Origin of the sequence: Variovorax sp. PAMC26660, assembly GCF_014302995.1 — a bacterium.
In the GTDB taxonomy this organism is placed as follows: domain Bacteria; phylum Pseudomonadota; class Gammaproteobacteria; order Burkholderiales; family Burkholderiaceae_C; genus Variovorax.
Genome location: NZ_CP060295.1, coordinates 4,344,933 through 4,366,734, shown reverse-complemented (window position 1 = coordinate 4,366,734; position 21,802 = coordinate 4,344,933). Strand labels below are relative to the sequence as shown.

Sequence of the window (21,802 nt, the reverse complement as noted above, 5' to 3'; positions counted from 1 at the left end):
TTCCTGAGCAGAGCACCCGCACCCCGGATGGCCAAAAAGCCGCAACAACCCACCACGACAGCCGTTCCCACGGCTCCCACGTCCCGCATCCCCCGCGTGACGGCCTCACGCGGCGTGATGATCGCCAGCTACCTGCTGATGCTGGCTGCGCTGCTGCTGGTGATGTGGGAACACCTGCTGCCGGGCCTGCTGTGCGTCTGCATCGGCTTTCTGGCCACGCGCTGGTTCGCGCGCGTGCTGACCGGCGGCCTGCGGCGCATTCCATCGCTCGGCAAGCATGCCGAAGGCTGGGCCGGCGTGCTGGCCGTCATCCTGGTGCTGCTCGGCCCGATCGCGCTGGTCACGCTGCTGCTGTCGCAGGCCCGTGAATACATCGTCGATGCGCCCGACCAGTACCGCGAGCTGCTCGACTACACGGCCCGCACGGTGCTCGAGTTGCGCTCCAAACTGCCGGGCGAGATCGCGGCGTACCTGCCCGAAGGCGCGGCCGAGATCCAGCGCGTGATCGCCAACTACCTGCGCGCGCAGGCCGGTTCGCTGGCCATGGCCGGGCGCGCCTGGCTGCACGGACTGCTCTTTTCCTATGTGGGCCTGATCGTCGGCAGCCTGGCTGCCGTGGCGCATGCGCCGCTGCTTCGCAAGCCGCTGGCCGAGCAACTGCACCAGCGCGTCGAGACCTTCGGCGAGGCCTTCGGCCAGATCGTGGCGGCCCAGTTCTGGATCGCGGCCTTCAACACGCTGCTCACGGCCATCTTCCTGCTGTTCATCATGCCGATGTGGGGCGCGCACCTGCCGTACACGCCGGCGCTGATCACGCTGACCTTCCTGGCCGGGCTGGTGCCGATCGTGGGCAACCTGGTGTGCAACTCGGTGATCACGCTGGTGGGCCTGTCGGTTTCGCCAGTCACGGCGCTGGCCTGCCTGATCTTCCTGATCGTGATCCACAAGGCCGAGTACGTGATCAACGCCAAGGTGGTGGGCGCGCGCACGCAGATGAGCGTGTGGGAGCTGCTGGCCGTGATGTTCGTGGCCGAGGCGGTGTTCGGGCCGGCCGGGCTGGTGGCGGCGCCGCTGTACTACGCGTACCTGAAGAAAGAGCTGCAGGCAGCGGCGCTGGTCTGAGCGGGCCGTGGCCGACAGGCCATGTCCTGATCTGATCGGTTCTGGTCCGCTCCCGAGCGGACCATGGGCTGGTAATGCACAAGAATAGGCGGCATCATCCATTCCGCCCTTGTGAGCCACCGCCATGAAAACCTGTCTGATTGTGATTGACGCCCAGGCGTCGTTTCGCCAGCGCCCCTACTGGGACGAACGCCAGGCCGCCCCCTACTTCGCCGCGCAGAACGCGCTCATCACGGGCTGCGCCGCCGCCGGCACGCCGATCGTGCGGATCTTCCACGTCGACGAACCGGCCGATGCGAGCAACCCGTTCGCGGTCGAATCGGGCCACATCCGGCCCATCGAGGGCCTGGCCGATTTCGAGGCCACGGCCACCTTCACCAAGCACCGGCACAGCGCGCTGGTCAACAGCGGGCTCGACATCTGGCTCACGCAGAACGGCATCGGCCGGCTGATCGTGAGCGGCATCCGCACCGAGCAATGCTGTGAAACCACCACGCGCCACGCGTCGGACCTGGGCTGGGAGGTCGACTACGTGACCGACGCCACGCTGACCTTCGACATGACCCAGCCCGACGGCCAGCCGCTCGCCGCCGCCGACATCAAGGCGCGTACCGCCACCGTGCTGCACGGCCGCTTCGCCACGGTCTGCAGCGTGGCGCAGGCACTGGAACGCGCCGGCGCAAAGGCCAACGCATGAGCCTGCGCGTACTGATCCTGGCCTACGACGGCGTCGAGGCACTGGACTTCGCCGGGCCGTTCGAGGTGTTCACCACCGCCAGCCGCGTCAGCCAGCGGATGCAGCCCGGCACGGCCGTGCCGTTCGAGGTGGCCTCGGTCGCTCAGGCATCGCCCGTGCAGGCGCGCGCCGGTCTTCGCCTGCTGGCCGATCACACACTCGAGGACAGCCCGGAAGCCGACGTATTGATCGTTCCTGGCGGCGTGGTCGATGCGCCGATGGCCAGCCCCGACACCTTGCGCTGGATTGCGGAAAGCGCAGCCGGCGCACAGCTCGTGGCGTCGGTCTGCACCGGCGCCTTCCTGCTCGCGAAAAGCGGTGTGGTCACGCGCGAGGCGATCACCACGCACTGGGAAGACATCGCCGACCTGCGCGCGCAGTTTCCACAGCTCGATGTGCGCGAAGGCGTGCGCTGGGTCGACAGCGGCCGTGTCGTCAGCTCGGCCGGCATCAGCGCGGGCATCGACATGAGCCTGCACCTGATCGAGCGCCTGGCCGGACGCGAACTGGCCGAGCGCACCGCGCGCCAGATGGACTACGCATGGACCCACAACAACAGCAGCAACAACAGCCACCCATCCGCGTAATCTTCGCGCTGCTGCCCGGCAGTCTCGTGCTCGACTGGGCCGGGCCCGCCGAGGCACTGCGCATCGCCAACCAGCGGCTGCGTGCGATGGGCCAGCCCGAACGTTTCGCGCTCGAATTTGCGAGCCCCCGGCCGACCTCTCTCAGTTCGGTCGGCGTTGCGCTCACCGGGCTGGTGCCGCTGCCCACGCAATGGGACAGCCCGGCCTGGGTGGTGCTGGTCGGTCTGCCCGGAAACAGCATCGCCATCGACAACCCCGAGGCGCAAGACCTGCTGCACTGGCTGCGCAGCCTGCGCTTCGAGCACGGCCGGCTGGAACTGGTGACGATCTGCGCCGGTGCCGTGCTGGCGGCCCACGCTGGCACGCTCGCGGGCCGGCGCGCCACCACGCACCACCATCACCTGGACGAACTGCGCATGGTGGAGCCGAATTGCGACGTGGTGGCAAATCGCGTGTTCGTGATCGACCCGCCGCTCTACAGCAGCGCGGGCGTCACGACCGGCATCGACCTCGTGCTGCACCGCATCGCCGAGATTTGCGGCGAAGCCCTCGCAGCCCAGGTGGCGCAGACCATGGTGGTGGCGTTGCGGCGCGGCCCGCACGACCCGGAACTGTCGCCCTTTCTCGCCTACCGCAACCACTTGCATGCCGCGCTGCACCGCGTGCAGGACGCGGTCAGCGAGCAACCTCAGGCCGAGTGGAGCGTGCCGCGCATGGCGGAGGTGGCGCATACCTCGGCACGGCATCTCACGCGCCTGTTCGTCGAGCATGCGGGCGTGGCGCCGCTGGCGTATCTGCGGCGGCTGCGGCTGGCGGCGGCGCAACTCGCGCTGGCTTCGGGCTCGAATGTCACGCGGGCGGCGGAGTTGTCGGGTTTCGGTTCAGACACGCAGTTGCGTCGCGCGTGGCATCAGTTCGGGCTGCCGGGGTCGCCGTCTGAAGCGAATGCTCTGCTGAAAAATTAGCGGGCGTTCAACTCGCGTTGTATTGACCGCTTGCGATCGCTGGAGACACGTTCAGGGCGAGTGCGAATGACGCCAGGTGCTCCCCTCCGCGAATGTCCCCCGCGTCGCTCCTCCTTTATTTCGCTGCGGGGAGCACCCGGCGTCATTCGCACCTGGGCACGCTGCTGGTGCTTCGCTGAACAACGACCGCTCTGAGCGCTCGCGCCGATACGGGGCTCTTTTTCGCGAAATAAAGGAGGAGCGAAGCGGGGGACATTCGCGAAAAAGAGCACCGTGTCGACGTGAGCGACGCCCTGAACAACAACAGCACAAAAAAACGCAACACACTCAGTGCCAGACCCCCACAGGCGCAGGACCAGGCACGCGCAGCAGCTTGTCGTCACCGATCTCCAGCAGCCTGTTGGCCGCATAGCTGTTCTGCGAATCCGGCTCCAGCGCAGCGCTGACCAAGGGCGACAACGGCTGCGCCAGCGAGACATAGAAGCTGCCCGGTGGCATCACTGCTCGGCCAGTACGTGGCCGCACGCGGAAGGCGCGGATCGCCTCACCGTCCTCGATGGCGCCGCGTGCGTCCTGCCTCTGGCCGTCGGTCTGCGAAAGGATCTCGTAGCGCTCGACCTGCCACGGCGCTGCGCTGTCGATGCGTTCCACGCGCACACCCAGCATCTGCAGGCGCTGCACGGCCACCGTTTCGCTGGCCGCCAGCAAATAACCGCACGGACGCGGGCGCGCGTTGGCGATCTTCAGCGGCTCGGCCGCACGCCACTCGACATCGACTGCCTTTTCTTCCCCACTCTTCGCATCGAGAAAGTCCAGGCGCTGGCGCGTCGTCGTCTGCCAGGCCTCGACCACGAGGTCGCCGTGGCAGGCATCGTCCTTGGCGCGCTGGCCAGCCTGTGCGGTGAGCTGCATCAGCGCCGGCCCCTGGCGCGCCGCCGTCTCGATGACGGTGGTGGCGGCCAGCACCTGCGTGTGCACGCGGCGCGCGAAATGCGCGCGGCCCAGCCCCACGCCGCGCACCTCCAGCAGCAGGCTCACGGCCTGATGCAGGCCGCTCACATTGCGGCCGGTGTCGGGCTGCACGCCGCCCATCGAGACGGTGCGGTCCGTGCTCTTGCCACCAGAAGTCGTGTGGTACTTGAAGCCCTGCAGCCCCGCCTGCGTGAACGCGGACTGGATGGCGTCGATGTAGTCGCGCTGCGCGCTCGCGGCCATGGCGGCGTCGAGGTTGCCCACGGTGGCGGGCTGCAGCAGGCCGTCGTACTTCATGACCGCACCGAACTTGTCGATCCAGCGGCCACCGACGGTGAACTCGTGCAGGTCGAGCACCACCTGCGGCCGAAAGCGCAAGGTCGCGGCCGCGATCAGGCGCGCCTCGGGCGTGCGCAGCAGCAGGTGGTCGCGGTTCACGTCGATGCCGTTGGCGGTGACGCGGGTGAAATGCTCCGCGCCATCGGGGTTGCCACGCGGCAGCAGCACAAGGTTCACTTTCTGCAGCAGCGCCGCGCCCGGCCCGCTGGCGAACTGCTGCGCCAGGGCCAGCACTGCTTCGCCGCCGGCCGGCTCGTTGCCGTGCTGCTGGCCGATCACCATCACGGTGGGCCGCGCGGGATCGAAACGCCCCTGGTCGGCAAGCAGCACCAGCGGCATCTCACGCCCCTGCTGCGACACGCCCAGGCGCTCGACACGCACGTTCGGCGACTGGCGCGCCAGGTCATCGAGAAAAGCCAGCACCTCGGCGTGCGAGGCAAAGTCGGTGCGACCGGCGCGAAAGCCCGGCGTGGCGTAGCTCACCGACGGATCGGGAAAGCGCGCCGCAATGGCCGCTGGCTCGACCCACACCTTGGCAGGATCGAACTGGGCCTGGGCCGATGCGGCCGACAGCAAGGTCAGGCCAAAGACGCACAGGAAATGGAAGTGAGAGATACGGCGCATGGCGCGCATTTTCTCCTCGCGCGGGCTGCCGTGGCTTCAGCAGGCATTCAGCTCAGGGTACAGGCCCTCGCACGCCTGAGCAGCAGCGCCCGTTCGCGCGTGTTGCGGGTGAGCGAGGCGGCGCGCTCGAACTCCTTGCGCGCCTCGTCGAGCCGGCCGAGCTTGAAGAGCAGATCTCCACGCACGGTCGGCAACAAGTGATAGCCGCGCAACGCGGGCTCGCCCATGAGCGGCTCCACCACCTCCAGCCCCACGGCCGGCCCGAAGGCCATCGACAGCGCGACGGCGCGGTTGAGTTCGACGATGGGCGACGGCGACAACTCGGCCAGCGCGTCGTAGAGCGCGGCGATGCGCGGCCAGTCGGTTTCGCCGGCGGTGCGCGCGCGACCGTGGCAGGCAGCAATGGCGGCCTGCAGGGCGTAAGGGCCGAAGGCACCACCCAGCGACTCGGCACGCGCGAGCGCAGCGAGGCCGCGGCGAATCAGCATCTGGTCCCAGCGCGCCCGGTTCTGTTCGAGCAGCAGAACCGGCTCGCCAGACGCACCGACGCGTGCGGCCGTGCGGGAAGCCTGGATTTCCATCAGCGCCACGAGGCCGTGCACCTCGGACTCGCCGGGCACCAGCTCGGCCACGATGCGGCCCAGGCGCATCGCTTCGTCGCACAGCGTCGGACGCATCCAGTCGTCGCCAGCGGTGGCGGCATAGCCTTCGTTGAAGATCAGGTAGAGCACTTCGAGCACCGAGGCGAGCCGCGCCTGAAGCTCATGCCGGCGCGGCACCTCGAAGGGCACGCGCGCCTCGGCCAGCGTGCGTTTGGCGCGCACGATGCGCTGCGCCACCGTGGCTTCGGGCACGAGAAAAGCACGGGCGATTTCGTCGGTGGTGAGGCCGCCCATCAGCCGCAGCGTGAGCGCCACGCGCGCTTCGGTCGACAGCACCGGGTGGCAGGCGGTGAAGACCAGGCGCAGCAGGTCGTCGCCGATGTCGTCGTCAAGGGCGGCATCGACTGCTTCGGCGAAGTCGGCTTGCGCGATGTCGTGCCGGGCATCGAGTTCGCGGCCGATCTCGGGCGCCTTGCGATCGGCCAACTGGCCATGGCGCAGGCGGTCGAGGGCGCGGTGCTTGGCCACGGCGGTGAGCCAGGCGGCGGGGTTGTCGGGCACGCCGGCTTCGGGCCATTGTTCGAGCGCATAGACCAGCGCGTCCTGCGCCAGCTCTTCGGCCAGGCCCACGTCGCGCACCATGCGCGCGAGCGTGGCGATGATCTTCGCGGACTCGATCCGCCAGACCGCCTCGATCGCACGATGGATGGCGCCGGCGCCGGCGTCACTGATCGCCATGCTCAGCCTTTCTTTTTCTGGCCCTCGGGCACGGTCTGCATCGAGGGGATGCTGCCCCCCAAGGCCTGCAGGTCGGGCGGAAAGTCTTCGAGTTCCTGCACCTGCCGGACCTCGATCACTTCGTTCTCGCCACCGGGGCAGCGCGCGGCCCATTCGATGGCTTCGGCGCGCGAGGCCACGTTGATCACCCAGAAGCCGCCGAGCACTTCCTTGGCCTCGGCAAACGGCCCGTCGACGATCTTCGGCTTGCCGCCCGGAAAGCTCACGCGTGCGCCCATCGAGGGCGGATGCAGGCCGTCGCAACTGATCAGCACGCCGGCTTTTTGCAGGGACTCGTTGTAGGCCATCATCGCGGCCATCGCCTGGGCGTCCTCGGGCATGGTGCCGGGCGCGGCGGTTTCGTAGCCGTGGGGAATCATCAGCAGCATGAATCGCATGGCAATGTCTCCTTGTGCGTCGCGGAACTCAGCGACCGGCCTTGGAGGCGGACTCGGCCCGCAGGCGGTCTTCCTGGGCGAGCAGCTCGGGCGTCATCGAATCACCGAAGTCGGTGGCCTCGAACACCTGGCGGATCTCGATCTCGCCTTCCTGGAAGGGGCTGCGCTTGATCCACTCGATGGCTTCTTCCTTCGACTTGACCTGCAGCAGCCAGAAGCCGGCGAGCAGTTCCTTGGTTTCGGCGAAGGGGCCGTCGATGACTGTGCGCTTGAGGCCTTCGCAGCGCACGCGGGCGCCCTTGGAACTCGGGTGCAGCCCCTCGCCCGCCAGCAGCACGCCGGCCTTGACCAGTTCCTCGTTGAACTTGCCCATCTCGGTGAGGATCTCGGTGCTGGGCATGACGCCCGCTTCGGAATCCTTGTTGGCCTTGACCAGAATCATGAATCGCATGGTGTTTCTCCTGAAGGTTGATGAGGTTCGGGAGACGCTGGAAACTGCGTGCTCCTGTTCACACGTCGGGCGAGCGGGAGGCGGATCGACACGATCACGTCGATCTGGTTGTAATTTTTTGCTTCAAAAACCCGGCCGCACTCAGGGCAGGTAGCCGCAAAAGCGCAGCACATGCCCGTCCGGCTCGCGGATCGCAAATTCGCGCAGGCCCCAGGGCTGAGAGGTTGGCGGCTCGATCACGGTCACGCCGCGCGTCACATAGGCGGCGTGCAGGCCATCGATGTCCTTGCCCACGTGGATCACGATTTCGCCGCGCCAGGGCATGGCTTCGCGGCCATTGCACTGCCACAGGCGCAGATAGACCGGGTCGCCGTAGGTGCGGTCGCCCTTCTTCACCCGGGCGTAGCTGGGCGGCTCGCCGGCAATGAAATCAAGCTCGAAACCCAGCACGTCGCGAAACCAGCGCGCGGCGCGCGAGACGTCCGATACCGGCAGCACCGGCTGCACGCCGTGGAATTCATGCCGGGTGCCGAGGTCGGGTGCCGGGCTCACACCGGCCTTGGTGTCCATCAGTTGGCCGTTCGGCGCAGGATGGCGACGCGCTCGGCGATCACGTCGATGTCGAGCGCGTCCTCGGCGTTCGACAGGTAGGTTTCCAGGTCGCGCACCGCGAGCGGGTTGTTGCCCTGCTCTGCGTGCGCGACGCCGCGGTCGCGAAACTCGCCCCAGGCGCTGGGCAGCAGCGCGATCAGGCGGTCCTGCACGGCAATGACGCGCTGCCAGTCTTCCTGCGCGTGGTGCACTTCCTTCAGGTTGCGCAGCATGCGGGCGATGATTTCGCGCGAGCTGGCGGGCTGCAGGTACAGGCCCAGCGGCACGTCGAAATCGCCGACGAGGCCGTTGCTGCGCTTGTAGGGCTCCAGCCGCTCGCCCAGTTCTTCGCGCGACAGCGACTTGCCGGTGAACGGATCGATCACCACCTGTCCCTTGGGCAGCGTGACCTTGAGCATGAAATGGCCGGGAAAGCCGATGCCTCGCGCCTGCAGGCCCAGGCCCTGCGCCAGCTCCATCCACAGCACCGCCAGCGAGATCGGAATGCCGCGGCGGGTGCGCAGCACAGCGTTCAGGTAACTGTTGTCGGGGTCGTAGTAGTCGTTGACGTTGCCGCCGAAGTTCAGGTCATTGAAGAAGAACTGGTTGAGCGCGCGCAGCCGGGCCAGCGGTGCGGCATCGGCCGGCAGGCGGCGCTTGAGGCGGGCCAGGAGCTGGTCGACATCGCCCAGCACCTGCTGCACGTCGAGTTCGGGGTATTCGTCCTGCGCGAGGCTGGCGGCGGCTTCGAGCAATGGAAACTGCTCGTCGCTGCGAACCAGTGACTCGAAGTATTCCAGTGCGGTAGGAACCTGAAAGCTGAACGTCATGTGTCTTTGTAGAGGAGCCCGCCGGGAGCGTCAAGGCAGTGTTTTCCGGCTCGCCAAAGCCTCAGCGGCGCATGAAACTGCGCGGGCGCACGCCAACGGCTGCCAGCACGGCGAAATAGAGCAATGCCGAGCCGGCGATCAGTGCGGCGAGCAGGCCGATGCGGTACAGCTTCTGGTCGCGCAGGCCGATCCAGTCGAAGTGATGCGAGCCCCACGCCAGCAGCACCGCCAGCACCAGCACGCCGGCCAGCACCTGCAGCGCGAACTTGCCCCAGCCCGGCTCGGGCTTGTAGCTGCCGCGCCGGATCAGGCCGACCAGCAGCCAGGTCGCATTGACCAGCGCGCCGATGGCAATGGTCAGGGTGAGCGCCGCATGCTGCAGCACCGGCACCAGGAAGAAGTTGAGGACCTGGGTAAAGATGAGCACGCCCACGGCGATCAGCATCGGCGTACGGGTGTCCTGCTTGGCGTAGTAGCCGGGCGCCAGCACCTTGACGGCCACGAGGCCGATCAGGCCGACGCCATAGCCCGTCAGCGCCAGCGCGGTGCGCCGCACGGCGTCGTCGGGATAGGCGCCGTTGTGGAACAGCACGGCCACCAGCGGCTGCGCGAAAAGCAGCAACGCGACGGCGCACGGCGCCGAGAGCAGCACCACGAGGCGCAGGCCCCAGTCGAGCAGCGACGAATAGCGCGCGTCGTCCTTGGCGGCGCGAGCGCCGGCCAGTTGGGGCATCAGCACCACGCCGAGGGCCACGCCGAGCATGGCGGTCGGGAATTCCATCAGGCGGTCGGCATTGGTCACCCAGGTCACGCTGCCCGTTGCGAGGTGCGAGGCAATCTGCGTGTTGATGAGCAGCGATATCTGCGCCACGCTCACGCCCAGCAAGGCGGGCAGCATGAGCTTCATCACCTTGCGCGTGGTGGGATCTTTCCAGGCCGTGCCCAGCGCCTTGAAGCTCGCGCCGATGCGCGGCATCAGGCCCAGCGCGCGTAGCGCCGGGATCTGCAGGGCCAGTTGCAGCACGCCGCCGAGCAGCACGCCCACGCATTGCGCATAGATCGGCTCGATGCCGTACCTGCGGAACAGCGGTGCGCCGACCACGATCGACAGGATCAGCGCGATGTTCAGCAGCACCGGCGACGCGGCGGGCACCGCGAACTTGCGCCATGTATTGAGAATGCCGCCCGCCAGCGCCACCAGCGACATGAAGCCGATGTACGGGAACATCCAGCGCGTCATGACGACCGCCGAGTCGAAACCGGCCAGCCCGCTGGCCATGGCCCAGACCATCAGCGGCGCCGCGACCACCCCCACCACGCAGACCACCACCAGCGTCCAGGTCAGCAGCGTGGCGACGTGGTCGATCAGTTGCCGGGCGCCCTCTTCGCCGGCTTCCGTCTTGCGCCCGGCCAGTACCGGCACGAAAGCCTGGCTGAAGGCACCTTCGCCGAAAACCCGCCGGAACAGGTTCGGGATGCGAAATGCGACGTTGAAGGCATCGGTGAGCGCGCTGACGCCGAAAACCGAGGCGAAAAGCACGTCGCGCACGAGGCCCGTGATCCGCGATGCGAGAGTCAGCAGGGAGACGGTGGAGGCGGATTTGAGCAGGGACACGGGGGCGAGTGTAGGGCCCGCAAAGGCGGCAAAAAGGGGTAATTCGGAGGAAATGACAACCCGCCCTATAATGGAGGGCTTTGCTGCATCATCCTCAGACACCTAAGGAACTAAATCATGGCATCCGCCAAGCCCAAGAAAAAGAACCCGCGCCTCGCCTCCGGCCGTAAGCGCGTCCGCCAGGACACCAAGCTCAACGCTGCGAACACCTCGCTGCGCTCCAAATACCGTACCGCGGTCAAGAACGTCGAAAAGGCTGTTCTGGCCGGCGACAAGACCAAGGCAAGCGAACTGTTCGCGAAGGCCCAGAGCATCGTCGACACCGTCGCCGACAAGGGCATCTTCCACAAGAACAAGGCAGCCCGTGACAAGAGCCGCCTGTCGGCCAAGGTCAAGGCCCTCGCCCTCGCGCCTGAAAAGGCCGTCGCCGCCTGACACCTGTCAGGCAAGCCCGGGCCGGAATTCTCCGGTCCGCCGTTTGATCGGGGTGCGCTGCAGCAAAGTGTAAAAAACCGCCTTCGGGCGGTTTTTTCATGGGCGATCGGTTTGGGGTGGCTCGACGGGAATCACCGGTGCGACGGGGTCCGACCGCACCACAGCCGCCACCGGGGTCTGCACGGCCTTGGGCACGGCCGGTGCGGGCGGCGCCGGGGACACCTCGGACACCTGCAGGTCGTTGTCCTTCGCGAAGTTGACGCAGAAGTCCCAGGCCATGGGTTCGAGGTCACGCAGGTCGCGGTTCACGATCACGCACTTGACCCCGTTGATGGTGGTCGGCTCGCACCATGGGGAATAGCTCAGGTAGCTGCCCGGAAAGGCGCCACCGGGACGGAAGGAGCTCATGACACCGGCAAGCCGCTCGGCCCAGTCGCTGGGGCGGAAAGTCCGGCCATCGTGCGTGATGCCCTGGATGAAGATTTCTTTGGCAGTGGGGGAAATCATCGTTGAATGAGGCGCCCGGAGCAGGTGCTGCGGTGCAGCAAGCGATTCTATCCGCGCCACTTTTTGCATCCTGAACATGGGGCATTGCAGTAATGCGGAATCCTCAACGAAGCCGTCAAACCGCACGCCTAGAATCCGCCTTCCCTATCTGGAGAACCCCGAATGAGCGCTACCGCCCAGCCCACCTCGCCCCACGTCATGAACACCTACGGTCGCCTGCCGATCGCACTGTCGCACGGCCAGGGCTGCCGAGTCTGGGACACCACGGGCAAGGCCTACATCGACGGCCTCGGCGGCATTGCCGTCAACACGCTGGGCCACAACCACCCCGAGCTGGTGCCCGCGCTGCAGGACCAGCTGACCAAGCTGATCCACAGCTCCAACTACTACCACGTGACCGGCCAGGAACAGCTCGCCACCAAGCTGACCGAGCTGTCGGGCCTGACCAACGCATTCTTCTGCTGTACCGGCCTGGAGGCCAACGAAGCCGCCCTGAAGCTGGCCCGCAAGTACGGCCATGACAAGGGCATCGAGCGCCCCGAGATCGTGGTCTATGAAGCCGCCTTCCACGGCCGCAGCATCGCCACCCTGTCGGCCACCGGCAACCCCAAGGTGCAGGCCGGCTTCGGCCCGCTGGTCGAGGGCTTCATCCGCGTGCCGCTGAACGACATCGAGGCGCTCAAGAAGGCCACCGAAGGCAACCCGAACGTGGTCGCCGTGTTCTTCGAGACCATCCAGGGCGAAGGCGGCATCCACCCGATGCGTGTCGATTACCTCAAGCAAGTGCGCGCGCTGTGCGACGAGCGCGACTGGCTCATGATGATCGACGAAGTGCAGTGCGGCATGGGCCGCACCGGCAAGTGGTTCGCCCACCAGTGGGCCGGCATCAAGCCTGACGTGATGCCGCTGGCCAAGGGCCTGGGCTCGGGCGTGCCGATTGGCGCAGTGGTGGCCGGCCCCAAGGCCGCCAACATCTTCGGACCGGGCAACCACGGCACCACCTTCGGCGGCAACCCGCTCGCCATGCGCGCCGGCATCGAAACCATCCGCATCATGGAAGAGCACAAGCTGCTCGAGAACGCCGCCACCGTGGGCGCCCACCTGAAGGCCGCGCTGGAGCGCGAAATCGGCGGCCTGCCCGGCGTGAAGGACATCCGCGGCCAGGGCCTGATGCTGGGCATCGAGCTCGACCGGCCCTGCGGCGTGATCCTGAATCGCGCCTGCGACGCCGGCCTGCTGTTGAGCGTGACGGCCGACAAGGTGATCCGCCTCGTGCCGCCACTCATCCTGAGCATTGCCGAGGCCGACGAGATCGTCGCCATCCTCGCGCCCATCGTCAAAGCCTTCCTGTCGGAGCCTGCCGCGCAATGACGACCACCACGACACCCGCCATCCGCCACTACCTGCAGTTCGCCGACCTCACGGCCGACGAGTACGTCTACCTTTTCGATCGCATGGCGATCATCAAGAAGAAGTTCAAGACGTATGAAAAGCACCAGCCGCTGGTCGACCGCACGCTGGCGATGATCTTCGAGAAGGCCAGCACGCGCACCCGCGTGAGCTTCGAGGCCGGCATGTACCAGCTCGGCGGCAGCGTGGTCCACCTGACCACCGGCGACAGCCAGTTGGGCCGCGCCGAGCCCATCGACGACAGCGCCAAGGTCATCAGCCGCATGGTCGACATCGTGATGATCCGCACCTACGAGCAGACCAAGATCGACGCCTTCGCGGCGCACTCGCGCGTGCCGGTCATCAACGGCCTGACCAACGAGTTCCACCCTTGCCAGATCCTGGCGGACATCTTCACCTACATCGAGCACCGCGGCTCGATTCAGGGCAAGACCGTGGCCTGGGTGGGCGATGGCAACAACATGGCCAACACCTGGCTGCAGGCGGCCGAGATCCTGGGCTTCACGGTGCACGTGAGCACACCCAGCGGCTACGAGGTCGACCAGTCGATCGCCGGCATCCGCTCGGGCGACAGCTACAAGGTCTTCAAGGACCCGATGGAAGCCTGCCGCGGCGCCGACCTCGTCACCACCGACGTCTGGACCAGCATGGGCTACGAGGCCGAGAACGAAGCCCGCCGCAAGGCCTTTGCCGACTGGTGCGTCGATGAAGACATGATGCGCGTGGCCCAGCCCGGCGCCCTCTTCATGCACTGCCTGCCCGCCCACCGCGGCGAGGAAGTGCAGGCCGAGGTGATCGACGGCCCGCAGTCGGTGGTGTGGGACGAGGCCGAAAACCGGCTGCACGCCCAGAAGGCGCTGATGGAGTTCCTGCTCCTGGGCAGGCTCTGACGGAGCTGGCCGTAAAGCTCGCGAGGCGCAACGCATGGAGTTGATGAACCTCTATCTGCCGCACTACCAGTTCGCAGAAGAACACAGCCTCTACGTGCCCGCCTCGCCTGCCCGCGTGATCGACGCCGCGAACCAACCCGAGGTGATCGACGACCCGATCGCCCGCCGCCTGATCGCGCTGCGCGAGTTGCCCAACCGGCTCGCCGGCCGACTCGGCTTTGCGTCCGCCCTGCAGCAGCGCCCGGCCTTCGGCCTTGCGAACTTCACTCCGCTCGGCCGCGACGGCGAGAGCGAACTGGCCTTCGGCCTGGCCGGCCGCTTCTGGCAATCCGACTATGGGCTGGTCACGCTGGCCGATGCGCCCGCCTTTGCCGCGCTCGACGCCACCGGCCTTGCCAAGCTCGTGCTCAACTTCACCACCCGGCCCGAAGGCCAGGGCACGCGCCTCACGACCCGCACCCGCGTCTGGTGCGGCGACGATGCGGCGCGCCGCCGATTCACCGCCTACTGGCTGCTGATCCGTCCCGCGAGCGGGCTGATCCGCCGCCGCCTGCTGCGACGCGTGCACGACGCTGCGGTGGTCATGAACCCGTGAACCCCTGCCAGACCTGCGGCGCCTGCTGCGCTGCCTACCGCGTCGACTTCAGCGTGCATGAACTCGACGACAACGGCGGCCGGGTGCCGTCCGGCCTTGCGGTCGAGGTGAACGACGCCCTGTGCCGCATGCGCGGCACGGACCACACGCCGATGCGCTGCGCCGCCCTGACCGGCAAGATCGGCCAGGCCGTGAGCTGCGGCATCTACGAATGGCGCCCCAACCCCTGCCACGAACTGCAGTCGGGCAGTGACGCCTGCGAGCGGGCCCGGGCGCGGCACGGGCTGCCAGCGCTGTCGTCGTTGCACTGAGCCGGTTCATCTCGTGACGTTTGGTGTTGGAAATAACCGACACCACGACCCCTCGCCCGGCGCTAACTTCGCGCCATGGCTCCATCACATCAGCAACGCATCTGGGACATCTCGCCGCCCGTGCATGAAGGCGCGCCGGTGTTTCCCGGCGACACGCCGTATCAACAGCGCTGGGCCGCGACCATTTCGCCGGGCTGTCCGGTGAACGTCAGCGAGATCAAGCTCTCGCCCCACATCGGCGCGCACGCCGATGCGCCGCTGCACTACGACCCCGACGGCCAGACCATCGGCCATGTCGACCTTTCGCCCTTTCTCGGCCCCTGCCGCGTGATCCACGCGATCGACAAGGGCCCGCTGATCGAGTGGGATCACATTGCCCATGCCGTCGACAGCCACCTGCCGCAACGCGTGCTGGTGCGCACCTACACCACCATGCCGGTGGACCGCTGGGACCCGCAGCTCGCGGCCTATGCGCCCGCCACCGTCGAGCGCCTCGCGGCCATGGGCGTGAAGCTCATCGGCATCGACACCGCCAGCATCGACCCGGCCGACAGCAAGACACTGGAAAGCCACCAACGCATCCGCCGCCTCGACCTGCGCGTGCTCGAGAACCTCGTGCTCGACGACGTGCCCGAAGGCGACTACGAACTCATCGCGCTGCCGCTGAAGCTGGTCAGTGCCGATGCCTCCCCCGTGCGCGCAGTCCTGCGCGAACTTCCTCGCTGAAACCCCCACCATGACGACCCTTGCAGACTGCCGCGCGCTCGACGCGCAAGACCCGCTGCGCACCCTGCGCGACCAATTCATCCTGCCCGAAGGCGTGCTCTACCTCGACGGCAATTCGCTCGGCGTGCTGCCGAAGACCGCAGCGGCGCGCATCGCCGAAGTGGTGACGAAGGAATGGGGCGAAGGCCTGATCCGTTCATGGAACACCGCGAGCTGGTTCGATCTGCCGCAGCGCCTGGGCGACAAGGTGGCCCGCCTGATCGGCGCCGCGCCCGGCGAAGTGGTGTGCACCGACAGCACCTCGGTCAATCTCTACAAGGTGCTGTTCGCTGCGCTCTCGCAGCAGAAGGACAGCGGCCGCAAGCTGGTGGTGAGCGAGCGCAGCAACTTCCCGACCGACCTCTACATCGCCGAGTCGCTGTGCCGCGAACGCGGCTTCACGCTCAAGCTGATCGACGCGAGCGAACTGCAAGGCCCGGATTCGGTGCTCACCGACGAAGTGGCCGTGCTGATGCTCACGCACGTCAACTACCGCACCGGCGCCATGCACGACATGAAGGCCATCACCGCCGCCGCCCACGCCGTGGGTGCCCTCGCGGTGTGGGACCTCGCGCACAGCGCGGGCGCCGTGCCGGTGGCACTGAACGACAGCAACGCCGACTACGCCATCGGCTGCGGCTACAAGTACCTGAACGGCGGCCCTGGCGCACCGGCCTTCGCATGGGTCAACACGCGGCACGCCGGCCAGTTCGAGCAGCCGCTGTCGGGCTGGTGGGGCCATGCCGCGCCCTTCGAGTTCACGCCGCACTACCGGCCCGCGCCGGGCGTCGGCCGCTACCTCTGCGGCACGCAACCGATCATTGCGCTGGCGGGGCTCGAATGCGGTCTCGACACCGTGCTCGCGGCCGAGTCCTTCAACCGCGAGCAGGGCGCGATGGCGGCGCTGCGCACCAAGTCGCTCGCGCTCACCGACCTCTTCATCACGCTGGTCGAAGAACGTTGCAAGGGCCAGGGCCAGGGCCTGTCGCTGATTACGCCGCGTGACCATGCCCAACGTGGTTCGCAGGTGTGCCTCAGTCGTGAAGAAGGCGCCTACGCCATCGTGCAGGCGCTGATCGCGCGCGGCGTGATTGGCGACTACCGCGCCGGCGATTCGCAGATGCCCGACATCCTGCGCTTCGGCTTCACGCCGCTGTACATCGGCTTCGAGGACGTGTGGAACTCGGTCGAGCATCTCGTGCAGGTGCTCGAAACCGGCGAGTGGCGACGCGCTGAATTCAACCGCAAGAACGCCGTGACATGACCGCCGACAAGAGCCCCGCGAAAAGCCCCGAGAACATCGTTCACGAAGAGAAGGCACAACTGGACTTCAGCAAGTCCATGAGCTACGGCGACTACCTGCACCTCGACGAGATCCTCAATGCGCAGCATCCGCTATCGCCCGCGCACGACGAGATGCTGTTCATCGTGCAGCACCAGACCAGCGAACTCTGGATGAAGCTGATGCTGCACGAGCTGCACGCCGCCACGAATTGCATCGCCGAAGAAAAGCTGGCCGATGCCTTCAAGATGCTCGCACGCGTGAGCCGCATCATGGAACAGCTGGTGAGCGCATGGACCGTGCTGTCGACCATGACGCCGCCCGAGTACACGGCGATGCGCCCCTACCTGTCCAACTCCAGCGGCTTCCAGAGCGCGCAGTACCGCTGCATCGAGTTCGCGCTCGGCAACAAGAACGCTGCCATGCTCAAGCCGCACGCGCACCGGGCCGATCTGCTGGCGCAGGTCGATGCGGCCTACCGCGCGCCCTCGCTGTACGACGAGTCACTGCGCCTGCTGGCACGCCACGGCCTGCCGGTGCCGGCCGACCGGCTGGAGCGCGACTGGACGCAGCCCTATGAAGTGAGCGACGGCGTCGAGGCGGCATGGCTCGTCGTCTATCGCAACCCGCACGATCACTGGGACCTGTACCAGCTCGGCGAAAAACTCACAGACCTCGAAGACGCGTTCCGCCTCTGGCGCTTCCGCCACGTGACCACGGTCGAGCGCGTGATCGGCTTCAAGCGTGGCACCGGCGGCACGGGCGGCGTGAGCTACCTGCGCAAGATGCTCGACGTGGTGCTGTTTCCGGAAATCTGGAGGCTGCGCACCGAGCTGTAGAGCGAAAGGCCGCGCGCACTTGCGGCTCCTACAATCCGCGCGGCACCAGCACTTCAAGTCTCGACAAGGTGATTCGATTCGTCGTTTGACCTTGTGCTGCGGGGTCACCCCGCGGTGGATGGATGGCTACATGTTCCGGCGCGCAAGCGGATCTGCGCTGACGCGCAGCACAGCTGGCGCATCACCGGCTGGTTGAAGGGCTGGTTGCCACCCACCTTCATCGATCGGTCTTGCCACCTTCATGACGCGCGAACTGAGCTACAGGGAATGGTTGGCCCGCAGCCTTGCGCGGGCCTTGCTGGCCGATGCCAGGCAGCCCGGCGGCACCGCGCCCGACGCACTGCGCGCACGGGCCGCCGCGACGCTTGGCGCCGATCAACCCTGGCTGAAGCCGCTGACAGAGGCACTCGGCAACCGCTCGCAAGCCACGTGGCAACGCACCGACCTGCCCGCGCTGGCGAAGGCGATCCACGACATGCCCGAGCTGGACCTCGCCTTCGCGCAGGACGAGCTGCCGCACGTTCGACGGATCATCCTGCGGCCCGCGCAGATGCTGCCGCGCCCGATGGGCCTCGATCACTTCGCCTTGCCACACGTTCCCACGCTGGCCGAACTCGCGCAGTGGCTGGAACTCGAGCCCGACCGTCTGGCATGGCTCACATCGGCGGCACAGGCCTTTCGCGAGCCCGACGCGGGCGGGCCACGCCGCGCCTCTCATTACCGCTACCAGTTGCAGCCCAAGCGCCTCGGCGGCCTGCGCCTGCTGGAAATTCCCAAGGCCGATCTGAAGCGCGCGCAGCGCCGCATCCTGGACGACCTGCTTCAACACGTGCCCGTGCACGAGGCAGCGCACGGCTTCGTGCAGGGCCGCTCGGTCGCCAGCCATGCGGCCGCGCATGCCGGCAAGGACGTGGTGATCGGCTTCGACCTGCGCGACTTCTTTCCCGGCGTTCGCGCCTCGCGCGTGCATGCGATGTGGCGCACGCTGGGCTACCCCGAGGGCGTGGCGCGCGCCCTCACCGCGCTGTGCACGCATCGCACCGACAGCGCCGTGGTGGAACGACTGCGCGATGACGGCGGCCTCGACTGGATGGGCGCCAAGCGACTGGCCGCGCCGCATCTGCCGCAAGGCTCGCCCTGCTCGCCCGCGCTGGCGAACCTCTGCGCCTTCCGGCTCGACCTGCGGCTCGAAGGGCTGGCGTGGGTCTTCGGCGCCACCTACACACGCTATGCCGACGACCTCGTGTTCTCGGGGCCGGCATCGCTGCGCGGCCGGTTCAGCGCATTGCGCGCATGGGTCGGCGGCATCGCAAGCGATGAAGGCTTCGAGCTTCATCCACGCAAGGTGCGCTGCATGCCGCAGCACCGCCAGCAACGTGTGACCGGCGTGGTCGTCAACCAGAAGGCGAATGCGCCGCGCGAAGACTTCGACCGGCTCAAGGCCGTGCTCCATCGATGCGCGGTGCATGGGCCCACAAGCCAGAACCGCGCGAAGCTGAGCGACTTTCGCGGTCACCTGCTGGGCCACATCGCGTGGATCGGCCAGTTCAATCCGGCCCGCAAGATCCGCCTGATGCGCCTCTTCCACCGGATCGAGTGGCCAGGCGCCGTGCAACCGCCCTCATGAAATAGGGGTGGCATGGGTCGCCCCGGTCTGCGCAAAGCGCTACATTTTGGAAACAACGGAGACCACTGCCATGAACGACATCCGGTTCACACCCGACGAGCTCTCCACCCTGCGCGAACACGGCGTCGTGCTGTTCGCAGACCGCGTGATCTTCGATGCGCAGCCGCCCATGCCGGCGCAGCAGATCGCGGCCGTGCAGGCCCTGTGCGCGGGGCCTCTGCCAGAGCCGCTGGTGGCGCTGTGGCAGCAGACGGCGGGTGGGCGGCTCGACTACGATCTGACGCTCGAAATGAACGGCAACGTCGAGGCCGTCAGCTGGACGGAACTGTTCTGGGACGGCAGCGACGGCTACCGCGACCTGCAAGGCTGGATCGAACATGAGCAGGAGCAGGCCGAGAAAGCCGCCAAAGACGCCGGCACACCGTGGAGCGGCAAGCTCACGCACCTGCCCTTCGGTGGCTTCGAATACCGCGACCGCATCTACACGGTGGTCGAGCCCGGTGCCGGGCATGGCCAGATCGTCGCGTGGAAGCAGGGCCTGCCCCCTGCATGGACGCACGCACTGCACGAAGACGGCCAGAGCGCCATCGCGCCCGACCTGCACGGCGCCTTCGCTGCATTGCACCTCGAAGAAGACCCGCTGGCACCTGCGGGCGACTATTTCTCGGGGCAGACCTTGCTCGAATACATGGACGACCGGCACCAGGACCACGGCCTGGACCTCGACCTGATGGACAAGCTGGTCGCCTTTTATTGCCGCGCCGTGCTCGACTGGCGCACGCCGCTGGCCGAGGCCACGCTGCGCCACCAGCCAGCCTTGGCGCGCGTGGCGCTGCGCCATGCGATTGCCACGGACGATGCCGAGTTGATCGTGCAGCTCGCCGCCGCCGGCGTGAGCTTCGAGGGGCCGCTGCAAGGCAGCGCGCTCGCCACCGACGTCGCCGTGGGGCATGACGCCTTTGCCGCCGCCGCAGCGCTGGTGCGCGCGGGCGCGCCGGTGGCCGCCGATGCCCTGCGCAACATCAACGGCCAGATTGCACCCGAACTCACCAGCGCGCTGCTGGCCAACGGTGCCGAGCCCAACGTGGCGGCCATCGTCAAGTGCGCGGCCTGCGGTGCACCCGCAAGCGCGCACCTGATCGCGGATGCCTGCACGCAGGCGGGCATCGACGTGCCGCCTGCTTTCGTGACGGACCGCGATGCCATGCTGCTCGAACTGGAAACCACGCTGGCGAAGATGACCGACGGCACGAATGCCCACTACCTGGGGCAGGAAGGGCTGGCCGAGCGCATCGAGCATCTGGAGACCTTCAGGCTCTGAGGCTCGCCGGCGGCGGCTGCAGGCTTATCCGCCGTACAACCAGGGCTGGTCGAGCAGCTTCGCGCCGAGCATGCGCATCGCCATGTCGCGGCCCAGGCGCACTGCGCCCGTGGCATGGAAGATTTCGCCGTTGCGACGCGCCCGCGCCTGCACCCGCGCATTGCGTGCCCAGCGCGCATCGGCGTAGCGCGAAAAGGCGGCCGGCACTTCGGCCGCGCTGCCATTGCCGAGCGCCTCGGCCAGCGCCAGCGCGTCTTCGATCGCCATGCCGGCGCCCTGCGCGAGGTAGGGAACCATCGGATGCGCCGCATCGCCCACCAGCGCGACACGCTCGTGCGCCATGTCGGCGGCAGAGGCGACGGGCGCGCGATCGCTGAGCGACCAGGCGCGCCAGCCGGGCATGGCGTCGAGCAGGGCCTGCAGGCTGGCGCAACTGCGGCCCATCGCCTGCTTCAGTGCGGCGATGCTGCTGGCCTGATCCCAGTCGCGCGCGTCGCCGGCCGGGGCGGATTCGGCGATCACGACCACGTTGAGCCAGTCGCCGCCGCGCACCGGGTACGCCACCGCATGCAACTGTGGCCCGAGCCACACATCGACCCGCGTGCGGCGCAACGCCATGGGCAGTGCAGATTGCTCGATCAGTGCGCGCCAGGCGGTGTGGCCTGTGACGCGCGGCGGCTCGGTGGCCGAGGTGGAAGCTAGTTGCTGCCGCGCCATGCTCCAGAGGCCATCGGCGCCCACGAGCGCCTCGCCTTCCCAGGCGCGCGCGTCGGTGCTCGACACGCACACGAGGTCATCACTGGTCTCGATCTGTTCGATGTGGGTGGCAGTGACCAGCGCGCCGGTGCCGCGTGCGCGCACCGCTTCAAGAAGCAGCCCATGCAGGTCGGCGCGATGAACGCAGAAGTAAGGCGCGCCGTAGCGCTGCTGCATCGCACTGCCGAGCGGCAGGCGGGCCAGCTCCGCGCCGTTGCCGGCGCTGTGGACCACCAGTGCATCGGGACACGCGGCAATGGCCGCAAGGCCGGTGCCCAGGTCGAGTTGCTGAAGGCGTCGGGTGACATTGGGGCCGAGTTGCACGCCCGCGCCGATTTCGCCGAAGACAGTGGCCTGCTCGAAAACGTCGGCCCGGTGCCGGTTGCGGGAAAGCGCCAGCGCCGTGGCCAGCCCCCCGATGCCGCCCCCGGCGACGAGGATGTGCGCGGGCATCG

The 21,802-nt window shown here is 67.6% G+C and carries 23 protein-coding genes; 14 read left to right on the top strand and 9 right to left on the bottom strand.

Annotated elements, in window-relative coordinates:
• Window positions 1–27 precede the first annotated feature (27 nt).
• The 4 genes from H7F35_RS20420 to H7F35_RS20405 all read left to right on the top strand — a co-directional run bounded on the left by H7F35_RS20420 (window position 28) and on the right by H7F35_RS20405 (window position 3,410).
• On the top strand, window positions 28–1,122 hold the full coding sequence (locus H7F35_RS20420) for an AI-2E family transporter (protein ID WP_187108413.1): 1,095 nt from the start codon (window positions 28–30) through the stop codon (window positions 1,120–1,122).
• 124 nt (window positions 1,123–1,246) lie between these two features.
• Window positions 1,247–1,819 carry a cysteine hydrolase family protein gene (locus H7F35_RS20415; protein ID WP_187108412.1) on the top strand — a complete coding sequence of 191 codons (573 nt, stop codon included), beginning with the start codon at window positions 1,247–1,249 and terminating at the stop codon, window positions 1,817–1,819.
• Window positions 1,816–2,445, top strand: coding sequence for a DJ-1/PfpI family protein (locus H7F35_RS20410; RefSeq protein WP_187108411.1), 630 nt, complete (start codon window positions 1,816–1,818; stop codon window positions 2,443–2,445). The genes H7F35_RS20415 and H7F35_RS20410 overlap by 4 nt, the downstream gene beginning before the upstream one ends.
• Window positions 2,400–3,410 (top strand): GlxA family transcriptional regulator, encoded by a 1,011-nt coding sequence (locus H7F35_RS20405; protein ID WP_187108410.1) that lies wholly within the window; start codon window positions 2,400–2,402, stop codon window positions 3,408–3,410. Before H7F35_RS20410 ends, H7F35_RS20405 begins: the two co-directional genes overlap by 46 nt.
• A gap of 327 nt (window positions 3,411–3,737) precedes the next feature.
• Here the strand turns inward: H7F35_RS20405 and H7F35_RS20400 are convergent, their stop codons facing one another.
• From H7F35_RS20400 to murJ, 7 genes are all read right to left on the bottom strand, one after another.
• Window positions 3,738–5,345, bottom strand: a complete 1,608-nt coding sequence (locus H7F35_RS20400) for a M14 family metallocarboxypeptidase (RefSeq protein ID WP_187108409.1) — start codon at window positions 5,343–5,345, stop codon at window positions 3,738–3,740.
• 47 nt (window positions 5,346–5,392) lie between these two features.
• A complete protein-coding gene (locus tag H7F35_RS20395) occupies window positions 5,393–6,685 on the bottom strand; it encodes an RNA polymerase sigma factor (protein WP_187108408.1) in 1,293 nt (430 codons plus the stop codon).
• 2 nt (window positions 6,686–6,687) lie between these two features.
• Window positions 6,688–7,122, bottom strand: a complete 435-nt coding sequence (locus tag H7F35_RS20390; RefSeq protein ID WP_187108407.1) for a YciI family protein — start codon at window positions 7,120–7,122, stop codon at window positions 6,688–6,690.
• 28 nt (window positions 7,123–7,150) lie between these two features.
• Window positions 7,151–7,573, bottom strand: a complete 423-nt coding sequence (locus H7F35_RS20385) for a YciI family protein (protein WP_187108406.1) — start codon at window positions 7,571–7,573, stop codon at window positions 7,151–7,153.
• A gap of 141 nt (window positions 7,574–7,714) precedes the next feature.
• Window positions 7,715–8,143 carry a bleomycin resistance protein gene (locus H7F35_RS20380; RefSeq protein WP_187108405.1) on the bottom strand — a complete coding sequence of 143 codons (429 nt, stop codon included), beginning with the start codon at window positions 8,141–8,143 and terminating at the stop codon, window positions 7,715–7,717.
• Entirely contained in the window at window positions 8,143–8,994 is an 852-nt protein-coding gene (locus H7F35_RS20375; RefSeq protein WP_187108404.1) for a SirB1 family protein, read from the bottom strand. The genes H7F35_RS20380 and H7F35_RS20375 overlap by 1 nt, the downstream gene beginning before the upstream one ends.
• A 61-nt stretch (window positions 8,995–9,055) precedes the next feature.
• Window positions 9,056–10,609, bottom strand: a complete 1,554-nt coding sequence (gene murJ / locus H7F35_RS20370) for a murein biosynthesis integral membrane protein MurJ (protein ID WP_187108403.1) — start codon at window positions 10,607–10,609, stop codon at window positions 9,056–9,058.
• Between the two features lie 117 nt (window positions 10,610–10,726).
• On the opposite strand from murJ, the gene rpsT reads away from it, so the two are divergent.
• Window positions 10,727–11,044, top strand: a complete 318-nt coding sequence (gene rpsT / locus H7F35_RS20365) for a 30S ribosomal protein S20 (RefSeq protein WP_187108402.1) — start codon at window positions 10,727–10,729, stop codon at window positions 11,042–11,044.
• A gap of 96 nt (window positions 11,045–11,140) precedes the next feature.
• Here rpsT and H7F35_RS20360 read toward each other — a convergent pair whose 3' ends face one another.
• The gene (locus H7F35_RS20360) at window positions 11,141–11,551 is read right to left on the bottom strand and encodes a DUF3579 domain-containing protein (protein WP_187108401.1); all 411 of its coding nucleotides are present in this window, start codon (window positions 11,549–11,551) and stop codon (window positions 11,141–11,143) included.
• Window positions 11,552–11,713: 162 nt separating this feature from the next.
• On the opposite strand from H7F35_RS20360, the gene H7F35_RS20355 reads away from it, so the two are divergent.
• The 9 genes from H7F35_RS20355 (at window position 11,714) to H7F35_RS20315 (ending at window position 20,591) form a co-directional block, all read left to right on the top strand.
• Complete coding sequence (locus tag H7F35_RS20355; protein ID WP_187108400.1) at window positions 11,714–12,922, top strand: aspartate aminotransferase family protein; 1,209 nt, start codon at window positions 11,714–11,716, stop codon at window positions 12,920–12,922.
• Entirely contained in the window at window positions 12,919–13,851 is a 933-nt protein-coding gene (argF, locus tag H7F35_RS20350) for an ornithine carbamoyltransferase (protein WP_187108399.1), read from the top strand. Before H7F35_RS20355 ends, argF begins: the two co-directional genes overlap by 4 nt.
• Before the next feature lie 34 nt (window positions 13,852–13,885).
• Window positions 13,886–14,446 (top strand): hypothetical protein, encoded by a 561-nt coding sequence (locus H7F35_RS20345; RefSeq protein ID WP_187108398.1) that lies wholly within the window; start codon window positions 13,886–13,888, stop codon window positions 14,444–14,446.
• A complete protein-coding gene (locus H7F35_RS20340) occupies window positions 14,443–14,757 on the top strand; it encodes a YkgJ family cysteine cluster protein (protein WP_187108397.1) in 315 nt (104 codons plus the stop codon). Before H7F35_RS20345 ends, H7F35_RS20340 begins: the two co-directional genes overlap by 4 nt.
• Before the next feature lie 75 nt (window positions 14,758–14,832).
• On the top strand, window positions 14,833–15,483 hold the full coding sequence (kynB, locus tag H7F35_RS20335) for an arylformamidase (protein WP_187108396.1): 651 nt from the start codon (window positions 14,833–14,835) through the stop codon (window positions 15,481–15,483).
• Between the two features lie 10 nt (window positions 15,484–15,493).
• Complete coding sequence (gene kynU / locus H7F35_RS20330) at window positions 15,494–16,786, top strand: kynureninase (protein ID WP_187108395.1); 1,293 nt, start codon at window positions 15,494–15,496, stop codon at window positions 16,784–16,786.
• Entirely contained in the window at window positions 16,783–17,643 is an 861-nt protein-coding gene (kynA, locus tag H7F35_RS20325) for a tryptophan 2,3-dioxygenase (protein WP_187108394.1), read from the top strand. Before kynU ends, kynA begins: the two co-directional genes overlap by 4 nt.
• 241 nt (window positions 17,644–17,884) lie before the next feature.
• Entirely contained in the window at window positions 17,885–19,270 is a 1,386-nt protein-coding gene (locus tag H7F35_RS20320) for a reverse transcriptase family protein (RefSeq protein ID WP_187108393.1), read from the top strand.
• Between the two features lie 70 nt (window positions 19,271–19,340).
• Window positions 19,341–20,591: an SMI1/KNR4 family protein gene (locus tag H7F35_RS20315; RefSeq protein WP_187108392.1), complete on the top strand. Its 1,251-nt coding sequence runs from the start codon at window positions 19,341–19,343 to the stop codon at window positions 20,589–20,591.
• 24 nt (window positions 20,592–20,615) lie between these two features.
• On the opposite strand, the gene H7F35_RS20310 is transcribed toward H7F35_RS20315, so the two are convergent.
• Window positions 20,616–21,800 carry an FAD-dependent monooxygenase gene (locus H7F35_RS20310; RefSeq protein WP_187108391.1) on the bottom strand — a complete coding sequence of 395 codons (1,185 nt, stop codon included), beginning with the start codon at window positions 21,798–21,800 and terminating at the stop codon, window positions 20,616–20,618.
• Window positions 21,801–21,802: the final 2 nt, after the last annotated feature.